The sequence below is a fragment of the Flagellimonas meridianipacifica genome, assembly GCF_003001695.1.
Lineage (GTDB): Bacteria > Bacteroidota > Bacteroidia > Flavobacteriales > Flavobacteriaceae > Flagellimonas > Flagellimonas meridianipacifica.
In genome coordinates this window covers 711,436-729,608 of record NZ_PVYX01000002.1, presented here as the reverse complement: position 1 = coordinate 729,608, position 18,173 = coordinate 711,436, and the positions used below count along the sequence as shown (strand labels likewise).

Annotated in this window: 22 protein-coding genes; 10 read left to right on the top strand and 12 right to left on the bottom strand. The window is 38.9% G+C overall.

Annotation, left to right across the window (positions count from 1 at the left end; genetic code table 11):
• Positions 1-72: 72 nt before the first annotated feature.
• Positions 73-549: a GNAT family N-acetyltransferase gene (locus tag CLV81_RS13325; RefSeq protein WP_106145595.1), complete on the top strand. Its 477-nt coding sequence runs from the start codon at positions 73-75 to the stop codon at positions 547-549.
• A gap of 10 nt (positions 550-559) precedes the next feature.
• Here CLV81_RS13325 and CLV81_RS13320 read toward each other — a convergent pair whose 3' ends face one another.
• Entirely contained in the window at positions 560-2,722 is a 2,163-nt protein-coding gene (locus CLV81_RS13320; RefSeq protein WP_106145594.1) for a TonB-dependent receptor, read from the bottom strand.
• Positions 2,723-2,933: 211 nt separating this feature from the next.
• Between CLV81_RS13320 and CLV81_RS13315 the strand changes: the two genes are divergently transcribed.
• Together CLV81_RS13315 and CLV81_RS13310 are read left to right on the top strand one after the other, a co-directional pair.
• On the top strand, positions 2,934-3,353 hold the full coding sequence (locus CLV81_RS13315; RefSeq protein WP_106145593.1) for a DUF2141 domain-containing protein: 420 nt from the start codon (positions 2,934-2,936) through the stop codon (positions 3,351-3,353).
• 234 nt (positions 3,354-3,587) lie between these two features.
• Positions 3,588-4,529: a LysR substrate-binding domain-containing protein gene (locus CLV81_RS13310; protein ID WP_106145592.1), complete on the top strand. Its 942-nt coding sequence runs from the start codon at positions 3,588-3,590 to the stop codon at positions 4,527-4,529.
• A gap of 40 nt (positions 4,530-4,569) precedes the next feature.
• On the opposite strand, the gene CLV81_RS13305 is transcribed toward CLV81_RS13310, so the two are convergent.
• The gene (locus tag CLV81_RS13305; protein ID WP_106145591.1) at positions 4,570-4,770 is read right to left on the bottom strand and encodes a hypothetical protein; all 201 of its coding nucleotides are present in this window, start codon (positions 4,768-4,770) and stop codon (positions 4,570-4,572) included.
• 226 nt (positions 4,771-4,996) lie between these two features.
• Between CLV81_RS13305 and CLV81_RS13300 the strand changes: the two genes are divergently transcribed.
• Positions 4,997-6,175, top strand: coding sequence for a D-alanyl-D-alanine carboxypeptidase (locus tag CLV81_RS13300; protein WP_245912019.1), 1,179 nt, complete (start codon positions 4,997-4,999; stop codon positions 6,173-6,175).
• On the opposite strand, the gene CLV81_RS13295 is transcribed toward CLV81_RS13300, so the two are convergent.
• The 8 genes from CLV81_RS13295 to CLV81_RS13260 all read right to left on the bottom strand — a co-directional run bounded on the left by CLV81_RS13295 (position 6,144) and on the right by CLV81_RS13260 (position 11,228).
• Positions 6,144-6,671, bottom strand: a complete 528-nt coding sequence (locus tag CLV81_RS13295; RefSeq protein WP_106147549.1) for a peptide-methionine (S)-S-oxide reductase — start codon at positions 6,669-6,671, stop codon at positions 6,144-6,146. The genes CLV81_RS13300 and CLV81_RS13295 overlap by 32 nt on opposite strands.
• A gap of 350 nt (positions 6,672-7,021) precedes the next feature.
• A complete protein-coding gene (locus CLV81_RS13290; protein ID WP_245912018.1) occupies positions 7,022-7,600 on the bottom strand; it encodes an NUDIX domain-containing protein in 579 nt (192 codons plus the stop codon).
• On the bottom strand, positions 7,593-7,955 hold the full coding sequence (locus CLV81_RS13285) for a DUF4406 domain-containing protein (protein WP_245912017.1): 363 nt from the start codon (positions 7,953-7,955) through the stop codon (positions 7,593-7,595). The genes CLV81_RS13290 and CLV81_RS13285 overlap by 8 nt, the downstream gene beginning before the upstream one ends.
• A 54-nt stretch (positions 7,956-8,009) precedes the next feature.
• Positions 8,010-8,657 (bottom strand): Crp/Fnr family transcriptional regulator, encoded by a 648-nt coding sequence (locus CLV81_RS13280; RefSeq protein ID WP_106145588.1) that lies wholly within the window; start codon positions 8,655-8,657, stop codon positions 8,010-8,012.
• A complete protein-coding gene (locus tag CLV81_RS13275; RefSeq protein ID WP_106145587.1) occupies positions 8,654-9,307 on the bottom strand; it encodes a DUF2461 domain-containing protein in 654 nt (217 codons plus the stop codon). Before CLV81_RS13275 ends, CLV81_RS13280 begins: the two co-directional genes overlap by 4 nt.
• 64 nt (positions 9,308-9,371) lie before the next feature.
• A complete protein-coding gene (locus tag CLV81_RS13270) occupies positions 9,372-10,169 on the bottom strand; it encodes a TIGR00266 family protein (protein WP_106145586.1) in 798 nt (265 codons plus the stop codon).
• Between the two features lie 136 nt (positions 10,170-10,305).
• Positions 10,306-10,635 carry a YegP family protein gene (locus CLV81_RS13265; protein WP_106145585.1) on the bottom strand — a complete coding sequence of 110 codons (330 nt, stop codon included), beginning with the start codon at positions 10,633-10,635 and terminating at the stop codon, positions 10,306-10,308.
• A gap of 137 nt (positions 10,636-10,772) precedes the next feature.
• Positions 10,773-11,228, bottom strand: coding sequence for a DUF4442 domain-containing protein (locus tag CLV81_RS13260; protein ID WP_106145584.1), 456 nt, complete (start codon positions 11,226-11,228; stop codon positions 10,773-10,775).
• Positions 11,229-11,396: 168 nt separating this feature from the next.
• Here CLV81_RS13260 and CLV81_RS13255 point away from each other — a divergent pair, with 168 nt between their 5' ends.
• From CLV81_RS13255 to CLV81_RS13230, 6 genes are all read left to right on the top strand, one after another.
• Positions 11,397-11,879, top strand: a complete 483-nt coding sequence (locus CLV81_RS13255) for a DUF4870 domain-containing protein (RefSeq protein ID WP_106145583.1) — start codon at positions 11,397-11,399, stop codon at positions 11,877-11,879.
• A gap of 32 nt (positions 11,880-11,911) precedes the next feature.
• Positions 11,912-12,382 (top strand): nuclear transport factor 2 family protein, encoded by a 471-nt coding sequence (locus CLV81_RS13250; protein WP_158259126.1) that lies wholly within the window; start codon positions 11,912-11,914, stop codon positions 12,380-12,382.
• Positions 12,383-12,511: 129 nt separating this feature from the next.
• The gene (locus CLV81_RS13245) at positions 12,512-12,841 is read left to right on the top strand and encodes a PadR family transcriptional regulator (protein ID WP_106145581.1); all 330 of its coding nucleotides are present in this window, start codon (positions 12,512-12,514) and stop codon (positions 12,839-12,841) included.
• Positions 12,842-12,849: 8 nt separating this feature from the next.
• On the top strand, positions 12,850-14,583 hold the full coding sequence (locus CLV81_RS13240) for a PspC domain-containing protein (RefSeq protein ID WP_106145580.1): 1,734 nt from the start codon (positions 12,850-12,852) through the stop codon (positions 14,581-14,583).
• Between the two features lie 86 nt (positions 14,584-14,669).
• Positions 14,670-15,392: a head GIN domain-containing protein gene (locus CLV81_RS13235; RefSeq protein WP_106145579.1), complete on the top strand. Its 723-nt coding sequence runs from the start codon at positions 14,670-14,672 to the stop codon at positions 15,390-15,392.
• A 197-nt stretch (positions 15,393-15,589) separates the two neighbouring features.
• On the top strand, positions 15,590-16,036 hold the full coding sequence (locus CLV81_RS13230; RefSeq protein ID WP_106145578.1) for a hypothetical protein: 447 nt from the start codon (positions 15,590-15,592) through the stop codon (positions 16,034-16,036).
• 71 nt (positions 16,037-16,107) lie between these two features.
• On the opposite strand, the gene trxB is transcribed toward CLV81_RS13230, so the two are convergent.
• Both trxB and CLV81_RS13220 read right to left on the bottom strand, forming a co-directional pair.
• Complete coding sequence (gene trxB, locus CLV81_RS13225; RefSeq protein WP_106145577.1) at positions 16,108-17,076, bottom strand: thioredoxin-disulfide reductase; 969 nt, start codon at positions 17,074-17,076, stop codon at positions 16,108-16,110.
• Between the two features lie 571 nt (positions 17,077-17,647).
• Positions 17,648-18,058, bottom strand: coding sequence for an EthD family reductase (locus CLV81_RS13220; RefSeq protein ID WP_211298012.1), 411 nt, complete (start codon positions 18,056-18,058; stop codon positions 17,648-17,650).
• Positions 18,059-18,173 lie beyond the last annotated feature (115 nt).

Genomic DNA, 18,173 nt, shown 5'->3' with positions numbered 1-18,173 from the left:
ATTGCAAAACACTGTGCGTTTGCCATTTATGCTTTTAATTTGATGTCCTAAACGACGATAAAACTTCTATTCATGCCTCCCAATAAGATTCAGATTGCACCTTTTGAGATGAAATATGCTTCCGATTTTAAGGAACTGAACGAAGCTTGGATTTCCCAATATTTTAAGATGGAACGAATGGATTATCAAGCTTTGGACCACCCGAAAGAGTACATTTTGGACAATGGTGGATATATCGCTGTGGCATTAAAGGGAGAAACAGTGGTTGGCGTTTGTGCCCTGATTAAAATGAAAGATTCCCAATACGATTTTGAATTGGCCAAAATGGGGGTCTCCCCTCTGGAACAAGGTCAAGGTATTGGATTTCTCTTGGGTACACACATTATAAAAAAGGCTGAACAATTAGGCGCCTCAACGGTTTACCTGGAAAGTAATACCAAGTTAGTACCAGCTCTTAAGTTATACAGAAAATTAGGTTTTGTTGAAATGGAAGGTTTTACTTCTCCCTATGAACGTTGCGATATCCAAATGGTATACACTATAGAGTAAAGGCCAGCTTCTATAAATTGTCCAACTGATTGCTCTTACCATCTGTGCTAATGGTCCAAAAGAACCCGACAAAAAAGAAACTATCTGCCGCCGGAGTAATGGCCCTCCTATCAAAAACACCATCCACATTTGGGGTGTTGGCATATTGATAGTTATTTATGTTTTCAAAGCCTAAAATGTTGTTTACGGATATAAACAAAATCTTTTGTTGGTCAATCAGATATGACCAGCTTAAGCTCACATTGTTGAAAGAACGGGTCTTTTCAGCCAAAAAAGCTTCAGTGTTAGGATTATCATAGGGTCTTCCTGAATTATAGTTGTAGGATAATCCAATTTGGGAACGCAAATCATCTACCCAATACTTGGTTACAATGGACAGGTTATGTCCAGGGGCAAAATTGGGCGTTGCGGTGTCCCTAAAGTTTCTATAGTCTCTTTCGGTATCTAAATATGAGTAAGAAACCCAGTAATCCAAATTATTGATACTCTTGTTGTCCCTCCAGAAAACATCCAACCCTGTTGCATAGCCCAAACCCGTGTTTGAAAAATCCGAATTAAACATAGGTTGCTCCGTATCAAACTTTACCAAATCATCATAATCCTTGTAATATGCCTCTGCTCTAAAGGTTCTACCTTCATTTAAATACTGATAATTTAAGATGTAATGTGATGTTCTTTCACTGTTCAGTTCTGGATTGAACCGCAATACTTCATTTAATGGGTTCTGGTAAAAGTCTCCATAAGCCAATGAAAACTGTCCTTTTTCACCTGTTTTATAAGCCAATGACATTCTTGGCGCCAAAGTGTAAGAATCAATGATGCTGCTCTGTTCACCACGCAGGCCCAACTTCATGGCAAATGAATTGCTGAAGAAAATATCCGCTTCCGCAAAACCTGCCCACAGGCGGTCATCGAAATTGTTTTGGGCCTCAAAGCCTGTATTATCGGAAAAATCTTCAGTATAGTTCTTAAAAAAGAATTCTGAGCCAAAACTGATATTGAACCTATTGCTAAATCCTTTTCTTAATTTGAATTTTAAATGTGATGCGGTTTCACGGGCATCCACATTACTTTCCTCCAATCCTATATCATTACCGTCCCTTGATATTGCCGCGCCGGAAGTAACGGTCCAATCGTTCTCAAAAAAATACTTGTAGGAGGTATTGAAATAAAGATTGCTATTGGTCAGTTGGAAACGGACAAAATCATCAAAATTGATATCCTCTTGTTCAATATCAAGATTCGCCCTATTGATACCGGTATACATTTTAAAAGTGCTCTTATCCCCTATTCTTCTAAAGACAGCCTCTCCGGCAATGGATTCATAGGGGCTGTTCCAACGAATGCCCTGGGTTGAAGGTATTAATGCTTCATAAGGAGATAGGTTAATATAGGAAGTGTTGACGCTCAAAGAAGTGTTTCCCCAAATTTTGGTATGCCCCACACCGCCACCTACTGACATAATTGAAATGTCTGTTTTATCTTGGTCGGGCAAATCAGTTGTGTTTAAAAGGAGTACACTCGATAATGCTTGCCCATATTCCGCAGAATACCCTCCGGTACTGAAAGTAATCCCCTTAAATAGGAAAGGGGAAAATCTCCCACGAGTAGGAATATTGTTCGCCGTTGCGTTAAAAGGTTGAAAAACGCGTAGCCCGTCGATAAATACTTGGGTCTCGTTGGCATCACCGCCCCTAACAAAAAGACGACCATCTTCGTTAACCGATGTGGTGCCCGGTAAGGTTTGCAGGGCCGCCACAAAATCACCAACGGCGCCGGCAGTAGTAACGATATCCAGAGGTTTTAAAGCGGATACTTTCGAATTGTCCCCGGCTTCAAAGGTCCCGGCAGTTAACGTAACACCGGTAAGTGAATTGACAGCTTCGCGAAGCTGAATTTTCAATTCCTTAAGATAGGTCACGTCTCCAACTTCATAATGTGCTTCGTATGAAAGCATGGATATCACAAGAGTTTGGGTACCTTCCTCAAAAGTTTCAAAATCGAAGCTTCCATTCTCTGTGGTCGATGCGCCATCATAGGTACCTTCAATATATACGTTTGCTCCTATAATGGGATTATTCTTGGTATCAGTAACTGTTCCCGAAATCACGGTCTGTCCTGATAGAATGTTGGCGCCTAATGTTGTAAGAAGAAAGAATACTAAGTTTTTCATGGCTGTTCGTTATTTGATGGAGCAAATTTGAAACAGCACATTCTCCTTTTCCAATTCAACTGACCCAACTGTAAAATTGGACGACTGAATTGAAGATGTCTTTTTTGATTACAATTCAGTCGGTAAAAACCACAACTCGGTCATTCTTGATTTGTATCCTCCCATAATAGAAGAATCTTTGGAGCATCATTAACAACAAAAACAACATATCATGAAATCTTTAGCTTTAGCACTCGCATTCTTTCTTGTTCAATTGATTGGTCACGCTCAAGAAACCGATGGCGTAAACATTACCATAACCATTGACAATGTTCTCAATGACAACGGCAAGGTGATGGCAACTCTTCATACGGAAGACACTTTTATGAAAGGACCAGGCATCCAAAATCTAGAAAGCAGCATTGAGGATGGAAAAGTCTCACTCACTTTTAAAAATGTTACACCAGGAACTTACGCTATCATGGCGTTACATGATACAAATGAAAACCGTAGAATGGACTACCAAGAAAACGGTATGCCCTCAGAAAGTTATGGTATGTCCGGTAATGAGATGAGTTTAGGCCCACCCAACTTTGTTGACGCAAAATTTGAGGTAGCACAGGAAGACTTAGAATTCAATATTCGATTTTAGAGTTCTCATTTAAGAATCCTTTTAAAAAGGGTATGCCATTGGCGTACCCTTTTGCTTTGTATCAAAACTCTTTTTTGAAGTAATACTAAACTCATATTGACAGGTAGAAATCAACCAAGCAAGGACGAGATTCTTTCGGTCATAAAACCATCGAAACTTTCTCAATTATTTTTTTGTTTAATCATAAGTGAAATCAATGGTTTTTTCTATTTTTATACTTAAATCTTATAATACATGACGATAACCCAATTACAATATGTATTGGCTGTAGCTGAACATAGAAACTTCACCTTGGCTGCCGAAAAGAGTTTTGTTACCCAACCTACTTTGAGCATGCAGGTTCAAAAACTAGAGGACGAATTGGATATTCTCATTTTTGACCGAAGCAAAAAACCTATTTCCATTACAGATGTAGGACAAAAAATAATAGATCAAGCGAAAAACATTGTAGCTGAGGCAGAGCGTATTAAGGATATTGTTGACCAAGACAAAGGATTTATAGGGGGAGATTACACCTTGGGCATTATTCCTACAGTTATGCCCACCCTACTTCCTATGTTTCTCAATACGTTCATAAAAAAGTATCCCAAGGTTAATCTTATTATTAAGGAACAATCCACAAATACATTGATACGGAATATTCTGGATGGACATTTGGATGCAGGAATAGCCGCAACCCCGCTTGAAATTGAGTTCATTAAAGAACGACCATTGTACTATGAGCCTTTTGTAGGCTACGTTCCTGAAAACCATAGACTTTCCAAGAAAACATCGCTAACCACCGAGGATTTAGATGTTTCCGATATTCTTTTATTACAGGATGGGCATTGTTTTAGGGATGGAGTAATCAATCTTTGCAAGACCCCAAAAAATCTGAAAGAAGAGCGATTCCAGATTGAAAGTGGCAGTTTTGAAACACTGGTAAGCCTGGCGGAAGAAGGTATGGGAATGACCCTATTACCCTATTTGAACACCTTGGAACTGGATTCTTCAAAAAGGGAAAAGCTTAAGCAATTTGACAAGCCCAACCCTGCACGAGAAATCAGTTTAATCTACCATAAAAGCGAGCTAAAAATTCAAATAACCGAAGCCCTGCGGGATGTTATTTCGAGTATTGTACGTGGAGCTATTCGTTTTCAAGATGTGAAAATAATTAGCCCCTTGGCAAGTGCCTAACTCCAAGTCTAAAACTAAAAAAGCCGCTAATGCGGCTCCTTTAGTTGTGTTTTATAAGTAGTAAAGTGGGTTGTAATTCTGGTTTGTCCAGTATAAAATGCTGTAACCAGATTTTTAATTCTTCAATTTCATTTGGCAATAGCCTTGAAACCGCTTTTTTCAATTCTTTTGCAAAGAGTTTCGCATCAAAACTCACCTTCTGAAGGACAGTTTTGGTGTAATCTAACATAGCTCTGGGCATAGAAAATAGCTTATTTAATTAAATGGTTGTTTGCTAAAATTAAGAAAAAAGCCACTTTTTAAGAAAACAACACAGTTAAAAATTGAATAAATTCGTGTTAAACATTAAACAAAAGTTGAATTCGTCTCATTATAGATACCTATATAAATCACTGTTTATCAGCATTTTTTGTTTGATTTTGTTTTTAGCAGGATGTTCTTCTTCCCCTTTATCGAAATTTTCTTCAGTGTCCACAAAAGAGCCCTTTGAGACCTCGTTTCATGGGCTAGTAGTTATAGATGCAAACTCTGGAAAAGTATTGCATAGCACAAACGGTGATAAATATTTTATACCTGCAAGCAATGTGAAAATTTTTACACTCTTTGCCGCCAAGAAAATGTTGTCCAAAAAGGCACCAGCGCTTAAATATGTATTTAGAAATGATACTACCTATATAAAAGGTACTGGATATCCCGCCTCGCTTCATCCTTATTTTAATGACAGCCTTGGAGTTTTTTTTCTAAAAAAGCAGCAAGGTATTTCTCTTTCGCTTCCCCAAAACGAAATACCCAGATTTGGTCCCGGCTGGGCTTGGGAGGATTACGACACCTACTTCTCTCCTGAAATTAATGATTTTCCGCTTTATGGGAACGTGCTTACCGCCTATCCTGAAAACGAAAAAAGAATCTACCCCAGTATTTTAAATGATAGTGTTTATGTAAAAAACAACCCGGTTGGCAGAGAAGAATTCTCCAATACGTTTTATATAAATCAAAATAATAATGACACCCTCACTATTCCTTTTATAACCGCTCCAATCTTTACCAAGAAAATGCTGGAGGATGTATTGAAACAAGATGTTTCCATATCAAAGGTATTCCCCAACAGTGAGCCACAAATTCTGGAAGGCATTGAAACGGACTCCATTGCAAAGCGAATGATGTACGTTAGTGATAATTTTTTGGCAGAACAATTACTTTTGATGTGTTCCTCAACCTTGTCAGACACGTTAAGCTCCAAAAAGACAATTACCCATATTCTGGAAAATGAACTTAGCGATTTGAAAAACCAACCTCGATGGGTAGATGGTTCAGGCTTATCGCGGTACAATCTATTCACGCCAGAATCGATGGTCCATGTATTGAAGAAATTGTATGAAGAGCTACCCTCCGAAAAACTCTTTGCCCTCTTTCCCTCCTGGAATAGAGATGGAACTATCGAAACTTGGGAGGAGCTGCAAAAACCAAGATATATTTTTGCCAAGTCTGGCGGTATGGGAAATACCTATAATTTAAGTGGCTACCTTAAGACAAAATCAGGCAAAATTCTCATTTTCAGCAGCATGAATAACCATTTCAGAGTGCCCAGTTCAAAAGTCAGGGAAGAAATTGAACTCATTTTGATGTCGCTTTGGGAGCGATACTAGCTTCTACTTTTTTGATGTTCGTCAACTTGCCATACTTTCTCATCAAAAGGGATAGTTTAGGAACGATGTAGGTGGTACAGAAAGGTTTTTCGGAATCGCTATAATAATAGTCCTTGAATTGTTTTTCTGACGGTTTGAATGATTTAAAATGTACAACTTGGGTCACCAAATCTTCTTCGAATTCCTTCTTAAGCTCATCCAAAATAAAGTTTGATTTTTCAAAATCCTCCAGATTAAAAACATAAATCGCAGAGCGGTATTTGTTTCTCATGGAGTGATTTGAAGTACTCTTATGGGTATACAGATGAATCTCAATAAGGTCCTTCAAAGAGATTCTAGCTTCATTAAAATGTACAATAACAGCTTCTGAGAATTCGGATTCTTCTACAGAACTGATAAAACCCTGTTCCACCTGAATGACATCTTTTAAAGATGAAAAAACAGCTTCCGTGCACCAATGGCACCCTCCGCCCAATCCAACTTTTTTTATGCTCATATCTTTCATCCGTATTGCAAGGTACCCACAAAAAAGATGGAACCGGAAAAATTCCCAGTTCCATCAAACAAAACAACTTAAAAAGCACGACAACTAGATCGCAACGATACCCAGTTCGGTATCTGTTGGATAATCATCAAACCCTTGACGACTATCTACATAGATTTTGTTCGATGAGCACTTTACCAGCTTACATCCTATTTTGAGGTTAGTCTAAAAGAGAAAAAATCCAATTCCAAATCAAACAGCTGACTATCAATATTTTACACGTATTTGTTTTATTTTTGTGATAGAATTGTTACAAAAAAATGATACATTTTTGGCCAAACTTTGCCTAAGAGAATGTTGGATTACGAAAAAATTCCATTCAGTTTTGCGAATTGAAGTAACATAATGGTCTTCGCATCTCGGATTTCATTGGAAGTCATCATTTGCCATGCTTCTGCGAAAGGAAGTTCCAGAACCTCAATATTTTCGGTTTCATCTGCTGCTCCCCCTCCTTCGCTGACTTTCATATGGTCTTCATATTCTCCAATAAAAAAGTAGAGGATTTCCGTCACTGAGCCTGGTGACATGTACGATTCAAATACTTTTTTAACGTTTTCGATTTTGTAACCTGTTTCTTCCTCTACCTCCATTTTAATGGTTTCTTCCGCATTGCCTTTCTCCAAAATTCCCGCACAGGCTTCAATCATCATTCCGTCCATATTTCCATTTAGGTAGGTTGGCATCCGAAATTGTCTTGTTAGCACGACCGTCTTTTTTTTAATATTGTAAAGAAGAATTACCGCCCCATTACCTCTATCATAGGCTTCGCGAATTTGGGTTTCCCATTCGCCATCTTGTCTTTGGTATTCAAAAGTCACTTTGTTCAAAGAATACCAGTTGTCCGAAAGCAACTCCTTTCGAATATTACGTACTTTACCCATTTGCCTCAGGTATTTCATCCAAGCTATAATACACCTTTAAACCCAGTTTCTTTGCCAATTCAACATCTTGGTCGGCACCCTTGGATGCACCCTCAATTCGAAGAATGCCATCGCACTTTGTAAGCAACCTATGTGCAGTTGGATATTGCAGTTCCTTAAAAATGGCATCGCCAACTTGCTTTGAGCCCGCTAGTTTTATCAATGGGTTGGCAACCCATTCTCCAATCATCGGCACATGTCCTTTGCGAAAGATAGGTAGCGCCATGGCTTCCAGTTTCTCCATATTTTGCTGTATCAACTTCGGGTCATTTCCCGTTCCACTTCTATAGGGACCGGCAATCATAATTAGCATCATTGCTTTTGTTTTTCCAAAGGAACGAATTTGTTCCCGGTAAAAGCTTAAGATAGTTTAAGACGGGATTCTATTCTTAATGGTGCTCAAAAATTCCGGGGTCACCCCCAGATAAGAAGCTATTTGTTTTTGGGTCACCATTTTGACGATTTTGGGGTATTTCTCCAGAAAATCCAGATATCTTTTTTCCAATGGTATCGAAATAGCGTCTAAAGCCCTTTGTTGCTCTCTAATGTAGGCTCTTTGGAACAGAATTCTAAAGTACTTCTCCAATTTTGGGATTACCTCAAGCAGCTTTTTCATGGATAGTGAATCAAGCTCAAAAAGCAAACAATCATCCAAGGTTTCCATAGAAATGCTTGCCGATTTTTCATTTAAAAAAGCGCCCATATCCGTAATCCACCAATCTTCCACTGCAAACATTACAGTAGACTCCTTACCCTCAATGTTGGTATGAAAGGCTCTCACACTACCTTTTTCCACAAAATAGAATTTTCTACATGCATCACCTTGTTGCAAAAACACAGCTTTCTTAGCGTAATTGACAGTTTTGAAAAAACTCCAAACCAATTCCTCCTCATCGGTATTTAAGTGCACATATTTTTGAATGTTGGAAAACAACAGAGACCCTGAAGAACTACTTGATAGATTATTCGTGCTTCTATCATTCATGGCTGGTTGATAATACTGCTTTTTGAAAATCATAAAAAGACCGCCTGATTCAAATACCTTCGAAAAGGGAGCATTTCCAGATAAACTTCTTTCATTTTTTCCTTGAAATTGGGCTTAAGAACATCCTCCTTATCCAATTCATGCACAACAGCAAAGGTTTTGTTTTTTAAAAGTTCAATATGGGGATGGTCCTTAGTGAAACCTTTTGGAGGCTTTTTTAGCCTCTCATCTTCATACAATTCGCCAAAAAACCTTTTGAACTTTGGTTTATCCAAAATGGCTTGCAGCTCTTCTCCATTATAATCAATTCCCTCGCGAATACTTCTTAGGGTTTTGGGCTCAGGTCTCCAAAATCCTCCAGCCAATAAACATTGCTTTACCCCTACCTCAATGTAAAAATCAGCTGAATTTGGAGCTTTGTCCAACCCTGCACCAAAATGGTCTTTGTAAACTGGTTTATTGGGATGGAACATAAGGTTGTTATTGATGCGGTTTATCCCTTTTTTACCAGGCGTAGGATAATACTCTTCATCCAATTTGGCCATGGTATAATCCAAATCGTCCAACCAAGCTATGAAATCCTTGCGAAGGGACGTATACCATTTTCTATTGGCATCCATCCATTCTTTGGAATTGTTCTGTTGTAACTGATGTAAAAAATCGAAGAGCTCTTTAAAGTTCATGAAGCGAACATAGCAAAAGAGCTCTTTAAAACCTTAGGTAATTCAGTATATTTTGAAAAAATGACTAGAAGCCTCTGTCTCCCATAACCATGTCTCCAAGGCCACCCAAAATACTGCCTTCTCCTTTATCTTTTCCACCTCTTGGAACTGCAGCTAGTACTCTTCCCGCCAATCTACTAAATGGTAAGGACTGCACATAAACGGTTCCTGGACCTCTTAACGTAGCGAAAAACAAGCCTTCACCACCAAAAATGGTGTTCTTGATGCCTCCCACAAATTCTATATCATAATTCACACTCTGGTCAAAACCTACAATACAGCCGGTGTCTACTTTCAAGACTTCTCCAGGTCCTAGTTCTTTTTTGGCCAAAGCACCCCCTGCATGCACGAAAGCCAGACCATCGCCTTCCAATTTTTGCATGATGAAGCCTTCTCCCCCAAACAAACCACGTCCCAGTTTTCTAGAGAATTCTATTCCCACCGAAACACCTTTGGCCGCGCATAGGAAAGCATCTTTTTGGCAAATGAACTTACCGCCTAGTTCTGATAAATCTATTGGGACTATTTTCCCAGGATAGGGCGAAGCGAAACTGACTTGTTTCTTACCGCCACCCACATTCAAAAAGGCGGTCATAAACAGACTTTCTCCTGTTAATAGGCGTTTCCCAGCTGAGAACAATTTGCCCAATACTCCGGAATCTTGTCCTGACCCATCTCCAAAAATGGTGTCCATTTTAATGTCGGTATCCATCATCATAAAGCTGCCGGCCTCTGCCACTACAGCTTCCTGGGGGTCGAGTTCAATCTCAACGTATTGCATTTCTTCCCCATAAATTTCATAGTCTATTTCGTGTGCGTTCATTTTTTGATTTTTAAGATTCGATATATTGGTGAGTCACTTTTACATTTTGTTACAGTACCTTCTTTAAAAGGAAGTCTAAAAATAAAAAAACAGCCCGTTGGACTGTTCTTTTATAAATTGAAATATGGATTAACTCTTATGAATTATCCACTACATCAGCATCAGGTGCATTTTTCTTTACAGAGGCTATTCCATTTTCCATGGCGTCTGTAGAAGAGTACATTTCACTCTTTCCAATGATTTGTCCATTGGTAGCTGTTAGGGTAAAGAAGGGGCTTCCATCTTTTGCCGTTTTACGCTCAAAACGTGCATCGTCCTGAGAATTCTTTTTCACAGACTCAATACCATTTTTACATCCATCCTTGCTTTCGTAGCTTTGACTGGTCAGTATTACCTGCCCATTGCCCGCCTTAAGGTTGAACATGGTTTTACCTGAGCTTCCTGTTTTAATTTCGAATTTTCCCATTTGGTGTTTAATTTCTAATTAGTGTATAGTTAAAGCTGAAATTACTAAAAATTTAGGGTTTCTCGCTTTTTCTTATCCGGAACCCCTATTTTCTTTTGTTTTTTTGACACATTTCTTATCAAAAGGTCACATAACACCTATTTTTTTAAACGAATGGTCCATTCAAAATTAAAGGTAGAAACCTCAACACCATCTTGATTCACACCAACAGATTTCATCCAAAACTTTTGCCCCTCCCCTGTTTCAATCGTTTTTGCAATGGCATCGGCAATCAAATGTCCATCCTCACACGTAAAGGTAATTCGTCCTGTGGCCTTTTTACCAAAATAGGCATTGTTGTTCTGTACCAACATAGATATTTTACGTCCACTTTGTTGAATCTGGTCAATGACCATGGCTCCTGTACTTAGCTCCGCTGCCATGCCTTGTACCGCCCAAAACATACTTTTAAAGGGATTCTGATTAACCCATTTATGCTTCACTGTAGTGACTGCCTTTTTCTCATCGATATATTTAAGGCGAACCCCGCACCACCAAGCAGATGGTAGCTTAAAAAAAGTGAATGTATTGAATTTACTAGGGGAAGCAGCCATAACGTATTTGTTTTGAGTTGAAAAATAGGCAAAATAATTCTAATTATAAATGTTAATAATATGTTAATTTATAGTACTTTGTTTTGCATAGTACCATCTTTTGGATATATATTTGCATCGTAAGCTAATGGGTAAACCCATATAACTGTTAAAATCATCAATCAAAAAATGGCAACTACATTAACCAAACATGAAAGGAATTTGTCGGCAATTATACATGCCTCCACTTTTTCCAAGTACTTTATCCCCTTTGGGAATTTCATTTTGCCGCTCATCTTATGGACGGCCAATAAGAAAGAGTATGAATTTGTGGATTACAACGGAAAACAAGCCCTGAATTTTCAAATCAGTATGTTTTTGTATTCTGTTGTGGTAAGCTTGATTACCATTCCTTTCTTTATTGGTTTTTTACCGGACCTGTTCGATTGGAATTTCTTGGGAATCCATCGACTTAGTGACCTTAACAATCTAAACATTCATATTAGCAGTGATGACTTTAGATTTGGACGTTTGTTCTGGCCTGCGGGAATTACCGGGCTCTTGCATGTGGCTTTGGTGATCATCAACGTGGTATACACCATTTTGGCCACTATTAGAACCAATGAGGGGCAGACGTTTAAGTATCCCTTAACCATAAAATTTATAAAGTAATGGTTAAGAAATGGTTCATAGCAATCTTATGTATGGCTTTTAGCCTAGTAGGGTTTTCACAGGTAGCTACAAGTTCAGAGTTGTATCAAACCTTAAAGAAAAAGGATAGTCTGTTGTTCAATGCAGCGTTCAACACATGTGAAATTGAAGTTTTGAACTCGCTTTTTGCAAACGACTTCGAGTTCTATCACGACAAAGTTGGAATAACCGATGGAAAGGACGCTTTTATTCAACCAATAGCTTCTGGTTGTGACAATTGGAAAGATAAAGCCCCCCAACCTGCCAAACGATATTTAGTAGAAGGTAGTCTTGAGGTTTATCCTTTGCGGAAGAATGGGACATTATACGGAGCCATTCAGCACGGAGTGCACAGTTTTGAATTCTTAAACGAAAACAAGGAATACCAAAAGGGAGATATTGCAAAATTCACCCATATCTGGATACTTGACGAAGGTAACTGGAAGCTAAAACGGGAACTAAGTTATAATCATCAATCACAATAATACATCAATCAAAAAAAGGAGTTTAATCATCAATCAAAAAACGAATCATCAATCAAATCATCATCAATCAAAAACGAATTGAATCATCAATCAAAAAACGAACAGTTAACAAAATAGAACCATGACGATATGAACATAGAAAACACAAAAGCGCAAATGCGAAAAGGGGTTCTAGAGTACTGTATTCTTTCGATACTAAAGGATAATGACAAATATGCTTCAGAGATTTTAGGGGCATTGAAGGATGCCAAGATGCTAGTAGTTGAAGGCACCATCTATCCTTTGCTAACGAGACTTAAGAATGCAGGTCTACTCAATTATCGCTGGGAAGAGTCCACATCCGGACCTCCTCGAAAGTATTATGCACTCACGGAAACGGGACATTTGTTCTTAAACGAACTCAACGGTACCTGGGATGAACTAAGAAATGCAGTAAATCTGGTAACCAACACAAAATAATATCAAAAATGAACAAAACAGTAAATATAAATTTAGCGAACACGCTCTTCCATATAGACGACGACGCTTACAACAAGTTGAGGCGTTATTTGGAGTCCATAAAACGTTCCTTTGCCGGAACTGCTGGGAGCGATGAAATCATTGCCGATATTGAGGCAAGGGTTGCCGAGCTTTTCTTGGAGAAAATGGAAAATGAAAGGCAGGTAATCACCAACAAAGAGGTAGACGCCGTAATTGCTGTAATGGGGCAGCCTGAAGATTACATGGTTGATGAGGATATCTTTGAAGACCAGCCTAGAAAAAAAGAACCCACAACCCGAAAAACCAAAAAACTATATCGCGATATTGACCAAAAATACATTGGCGGTGTCTGCGCAGGATTGGAGTATTATTTAGGCATAGATGCACTTTGGATACGATTGATTTTCATCCTGTTGGCCGTTTTCACCGGTTTCGGATTAATTGCCTACATATTATTATGGATATTGGTCCCAGAGGCCGCCACTACCTCGCAAAAATTGGACATGACGGGAGAGCCCATCAACATCAGCAATATAGAACGCAAAGTTAAAGAGGGGTTTGATGATGTTGCAGACAAAGTAAAAAACGTTGACTACGAGCAAGTGGGCAACAAGGTCAAAAGCGGCTCCAAGACCTTTTTCGACACCATTGGTGATATAATCATGTTCTTGTTCAAGGTGTTTGGCAAGTTTATCGGTGTGCTACTAATCATCATCGGTGCATCAACTTTAATTGGATTGTTCATAGCACTTTTTACGGTGGGCATCTTTGACGCGGTGAACGTTCCCGGGATTGATTTCTATGAAATAGTGGGCACATCAGGCGCTCCAGTATGGTTAATATCCTTCCTGGTCTTTTTGGCCATCGGTATTCCATTCTTCTTCCTCTTGTATCTGGGGTTGAAGATTTTGGTAACCAATCTAAAGTCCATTGGCAATATTGCCAAGTTCTCTTTACTTGGACTTTGGTTGATTTCAATTGGCATCCTGTTTGCCTTGGGCGTGCGTCAAGCGGCTGAATTTGCAAACGTGGGAAGCGTGAACATTACCGAAGAACTGGTTATGGATAGTCCCACGGACACCCTGACCATTAGAATGAATGATTCCGATGGATACTACGACCTTGGGGATGTACATTTTGGAAGGATGAGATTTGGTTTTGATGAAAACGATAAGCGTTTTCTGATTTCTGACGATGTGCGCTTCAAGATTCGTAAATCCGATGACAACAGTGTCAAGATCAATATTAGAAAGGACTCCCACGGAAGCAGCACCATTAAGGCCAGGGAAAGAGCAAAGAACATCAATTATGGATATGCTTTAAATCAAGGCGAAGTAGTTTTGGACGACCACCTAACCACAGACCTCTCTAACAAAGCAAGAGATCAAGAAGTTACTACCACTATATACATTCCCGAAGGAAAGGTGGTACAACTTGACGAATCCACTGTTGGGCACATTGGAAGAGGGATAAAGAGAGACCGAGATTTCTACAGAAATGACCTTGTGGAGTATTACTGGGTTATGGGAGAAGACGGTGAGTTAAAATGCCAGGACTGCCCGGAAAGAAAGGATTATGACACAGAAGACGAAGAAGGCGGGAAAATTATCATAGGTGAGGATGGAGTAGACATCAACCTCAAAGACGGTTCAGATTCATTTAAGATGAAAATTGACGAAGACGGGGTACGAATAAAAGCCGGTGATAAAAACGACAATTGAGGCCCCTTTTATTACAACTCAGTAAAAACAAATAGATAAACACATAAGAATTAAACAAATTTGATCAATCATTTAAATCAACAATCATGACAACACTAGCAAAAATCGCAATCGCAGTACTTATGGCCCTTTTGGCCTCGTCCTGCAATTTTGACATCAACTTTGGCAACGGAAAAAAAGGTAACGGAGTAGTTGTTGAAGAGACCCGAAACATATCTGAAGACTTTACAGTAGTTTCAGCTGCTGAGGGCTTGGACGTTTTTGTAACCCAGGATAGGGATTTCAGTATTTCGATTGAAGCGGACGAGAATGTAATAGACCTTATTGCCACGGATATCAGAGATGGTAAACTACGAATTCATACTACGGAAAATATCGGAAGAGCAACCAAAAAAATATATGTAACCCTACCTGAAATTGAAGGTTTACGCAGTTCAAGCGGAGCGGATTTAATTGTGCAAAACGTTATACAGGCAGATAAATTGGAACTGGATGCCAGCAGTGGTTCAGATCTTCACGTGGAACTCAATGCTTCAGAGGTTGAAGCCGATGCGAGTAGCGGGGCAGACATCAAGTTATCTGGAAAAGCCGATATGTTGTATGTAGACGCTAGTAGCGGTGCAGATATTAGGGCCAGGGATTTGGAAGTAAAAAAATGCAATGCAGAAGCTAGTAGCGGTTCAGATATTTCAGTGAATGTATCCGAATCTTTGGTCGCAGATGCAAGCAGTGGTGCTGATATTTCGTATACCGGTGAGGCCAGTGTCGAGAAAAAGAAATCAGTATCCGGAAGTGTACACAAATATTAAAAAGTCTTTTTAGCGTAGTTTCCTGAGCATGGAATTTAAGAGTTAGTCAACTAAAAAAACCAAACCATGCCAAAAGGCCCAGAAGTTTTCTGGGTCTTTTTTCCATATTATCAACATAGTTTATTGTTTATTAAACATTTAACAAAAATTGTTGTATCTTATTGCTGAAATATCACCAATAAATATAAAACGCTGCCATGAAGAAAATACTAGGATTAGTTCTGCTGATGCTTTTTTTGGTTTCCGCAACAAAATGGGCATCTCCCAAACCCGAAGCTCTTCACACTCTTGAGGGTACTTGGGAATTAGAAAGCTTTTATAGCTTTGATGGTCAAGATATAAGCGACACCATTCCCAAAGCTGACGGATATCGCCAAGTTAAAATGTACTCCAGGGGTAAAATTATGTGGACGCGATACGTGCCTGACAACCCAAATGGAAGATTTGGTTACGGTTCATATAGAATTACGGAAGACGAACTTATTGAAACCATTGAATATGGCGATAATGATATGATGAAGGCGTTAGATACCATGCGAAGTTTTACTTTCGAACTGATTTTAAAAGAAGATACATTTAGCCAAATTACTTTGGATGAAGAAGGCAATAGGACATCGTCCGAAAACTATAAGCGGATTGACTGAAAAACCAATCAAAAAACTGCAACAAAAAAGGCACCTATAAGGTGCCTTTTTTTATTCTTAATCTAAATACCTCAAGAAGCCACTGCCTCCTTGGAATCGACCAAAGCTAAATAACGTTCTGCATCAAGAGCGGCCATACAACCTGTTCCCGCTGCAGTAATAGCCTGTCTATATTCCTTGTCCTGGACATCACCACTAGCAAAAACACCAGGTTTACTGGTCTTTGTAGACTTTCCTTGGGTAATTACATACCCCGTATCGTCCATCTCTAACTGTCCTTTAAAAATATCCGTATTGGGTTTGTGCCCAATGGCAATGAAAAGGCCCGTAATTGAAATCTCTTCCTTCTCCCCTGTTTGGTTGTTCACCATTCGAAGTCCCTCTACCACTTGGTCACCAATGACTTCGTCAACCTCGGTATTGTATCGGATTTCAATGTTTTCCAGACTATTCACTCGGTGCTGCATGGCTTTGGAGGCTCGCATATGGTCTTTTCTGACCAACATGGTAACCTTTTTACAGATATTGGCTAAGTAGGAAGCCTCTTCAGCAGCGGTGTCTCCACCACCCACTATAGCCACCTCTTGACCTTTATAAAAGAAACCATCACATACTGCACAAGCGGACACTCCTCCACCCCTGAGCCTTTGCTCGCTGGGAAGGTTTAAATATTTAGCAGAAGCTCCAGTAGAAATAATCACCGTTTCTGCCTCTATTACTTTTGAATTGTCTACAGTAACCCTATGAATGCCCCCAGGCTCATCACTAAAATCAACTTCAGTAACCATACCTATTCTCACCTCGGTACCAAACCTTTCAGCCTGTTGCTGTAGCTGTACCATCATGGTAGGGCCATCTATTCCTTCAGGATATCCAGGAAAGTTATCCACTTCAGTAGTAGTGGTTAGCTGTCCCCCGGGCTCCATACCAGTATACATAACAGGTTTTAAATCTGCTCTAGCAGCATATATCGCAGCAGTATAGCCTGCTGGACCGGAACCAATTATCAACGTTTTTAATCTTTCTATTTGTTCTGACATAACCAAGTTCTCCGTGTATAAGTTGTTACTACAAAAGTAGGTTTTTTACCCAAAAACTTACAGTTGGTTTTCAACCTGTTGTTAACAAGTAGATTGCATGGATTTAGCTAAATAGAAATTTCAGAAGAAAAGTATACATAAAAAAGAGCCGTATTGGGGAACAGCTCTTTTTTAAACAAAATGTAGATTAAGTCACAAATTATCTTAGAAACCGAAAACCGTTACAACCAAGGAGCTCAACCTCAAAACCCCTTGGAGTAACGTAAATCTTCATCAGTCAGTTGTGTTAGGTAAAGAACACATATTTGGAGCTCAAATATTACCGCTGACATTGTTAACGAAGATTTGATGAACTAGAGTAATTGCTGATTACACTGTAAACATACTGCGCAATGGAAAGATGGAATACTGGGAATTAACAAATAGTGCTTCTCCATTCATGAATGACCATTTTGGATCAATACATTTTTAAGCAAACACTTTTTCCCACTATACAGAGGAAATAAAAATACTCCCGATTGTTTTTAATGGTTTAAAAAACAACCCAGATTGAAGAAATAAGATGAAGCTATTACTGAATTACTTCACTAATAAGCACAACGGGCTGTATATTGGTGTAGTTTGGAATGTCACCCAGGATTTTTTCTGCATTTGGCCCAAAAGCATTCCCATAATCCTCAACTGAGTCGAAATACAGATAACCAATGGCTAAGTAAGGTGGAGGATCATTTGGAGTTCTTCCAGAAATTCCCTTATCTATATGTATTTCCTTCAGAGCGTCACCAAATAAACTGTCTAGCAAAGGCATGTGTTTTGTGGAATAATACTCCATATCAAAAGTTTTTCCTTCTTCATTGGGATACATTATGGTCACTTTGACCATTTCCTTTTCAATCTCTGAAGCATTAGAAGTCTTATTTTGTTGAAAACCTGAAAGTATCGCAATAGCGACAAGAATCAATAGAATAGTTTTTGTTTTCATTTTAATAGGTTTAGGATTTCTTGAAATAGTTTAAGTTTTGGTAAGATAAAGGAAATAAGTGTTTCTGTCTTACCTAAGCCTTCTATCTGGTAAACTTTATTTTACGAGAAATTGA

Excerpts from the sequence above, each read along its gene's own strand:
- CLV81_RS13290 (WP_245912018.1), bottom strand. The coding sequence starts at position 7,600 with ATGGGTAAAGTACGTAATATTCGAAAGGAGTTGCTTTCGGACAACTGG.
- CLV81_RS13295 (WP_106147549.1), bottom strand. The coding sequence starts at position 6,671 with ATGAGCATAAAAAAAGTTGGATTGGGCGGAGGGTGCCATTGGTGCACG.
- CLV81_RS13240 (WP_106145580.1), top strand. The coding sequence starts at position 12,850 with ATGAACAAAACAGTAAATATAAATTTAGCGAACACGCTCTTCCATATA.
- CLV81_RS13220 (WP_211298012.1), bottom strand. The coding sequence starts at position 18,058 with ATGAAAACAAAAACTATTCTATTGATTCTTGTCGCTATTGCGATACTT.
- CLV81_RS13255 (WP_106145583.1), top strand. The coding sequence starts at position 11,397 with ATGGCAACTACATTAACCAAACATGAAAGGAATTTGTCGGCAATTATA.
- CLV81_RS13275 (WP_106145587.1), bottom strand. The coding sequence starts at position 9,307 with ATGAACTTTAAAGAGCTCTTCGATTTTTTACATCAGTTACAACAGAAC.
- CLV81_RS13320 (WP_106145594.1), bottom strand. The coding sequence starts at position 2,722 with ATGAAAAACTTAGTATTCTTTCTTCTTACAACATTAGGCGCCAACATT.
- CLV81_RS13265 (WP_106145585.1), bottom strand. The coding sequence starts at position 10,635 with ATGGGAAAATTCGAAATTAAAACAGGAAGCTCAGGTAAAACCATGTTC.
- CLV81_RS13305 (WP_106145591.1), bottom strand. The coding sequence starts at position 4,770 with ATGCCCAGAGCTATGTTAGATTACACCAAAACTGTCCTTCAGAAGGTG.
- CLV81_RS13235 (WP_106145579.1), top strand. The coding sequence starts at position 14,670 with ATGACAACACTAGCAAAAATCGCAATCGCAGTACTTATGGCCCTTTTG.
- CLV81_RS13310 (WP_106145592.1), top strand. The coding sequence starts at position 3,588 with ATGACGATAACCCAATTACAATATGTATTGGCTGTAGCTGAACATAGA.
- CLV81_RS13270 (WP_106145586.1), bottom strand. The coding sequence starts at position 10,169 with ATGAACGCACACGAAATAGACTATGAAATTTATGGGGAAGAAATGCAA.
- CLV81_RS13280 (WP_106145588.1), bottom strand. The coding sequence starts at position 8,657 with ATGATTTTCAAAAAGCAGTATTATCAACCAGCCATGAATGATAGAAGC.
- CLV81_RS13325 (WP_106145595.1), top strand. The coding sequence starts at position 73 with ATGCCTCCCAATAAGATTCAGATTGCACCTTTTGAGATGAAATATGCT.
- CLV81_RS13245 (WP_106145581.1), top strand. The coding sequence starts at position 12,512 with ATGAACATAGAAAACACAAAAGCGCAAATGCGAAAAGGGGTTCTAGAG.
- CLV81_RS13285 (WP_245912017.1), bottom strand. The coding sequence starts at position 7,955 with ATGATGCTAATTATGATTGCCGGTCCCTATAGAAGTGGAACGGGAAAT.
- CLV81_RS13315 (WP_106145593.1), top strand. The coding sequence starts at position 2,934 with ATGAAATCTTTAGCTTTAGCACTCGCATTCTTTCTTGTTCAATTGATT.
- CLV81_RS13250 (WP_158259126.1), top strand. The coding sequence starts at position 11,912 with ATGGCTTTTAGCCTAGTAGGGTTTTCACAGGTAGCTACAAGTTCAGAG.
- trxB (WP_106145577.1), bottom strand. The coding sequence starts at position 17,076 with ATGTCAGAACAAATAGAAAGATTAAAAACGTTGATAATTGGTTCCGGT.
- CLV81_RS13260 (WP_106145584.1), bottom strand. The coding sequence starts at position 11,228 with ATGGCTGCTTCCCCTAGTAAATTCAATACATTCACTTTTTTTAAGCTA.
- CLV81_RS13230 (WP_106145578.1), top strand. The coding sequence starts at position 15,590 with ATGAAGAAAATACTAGGATTAGTTCTGCTGATGCTTTTTTTGGTTTCC.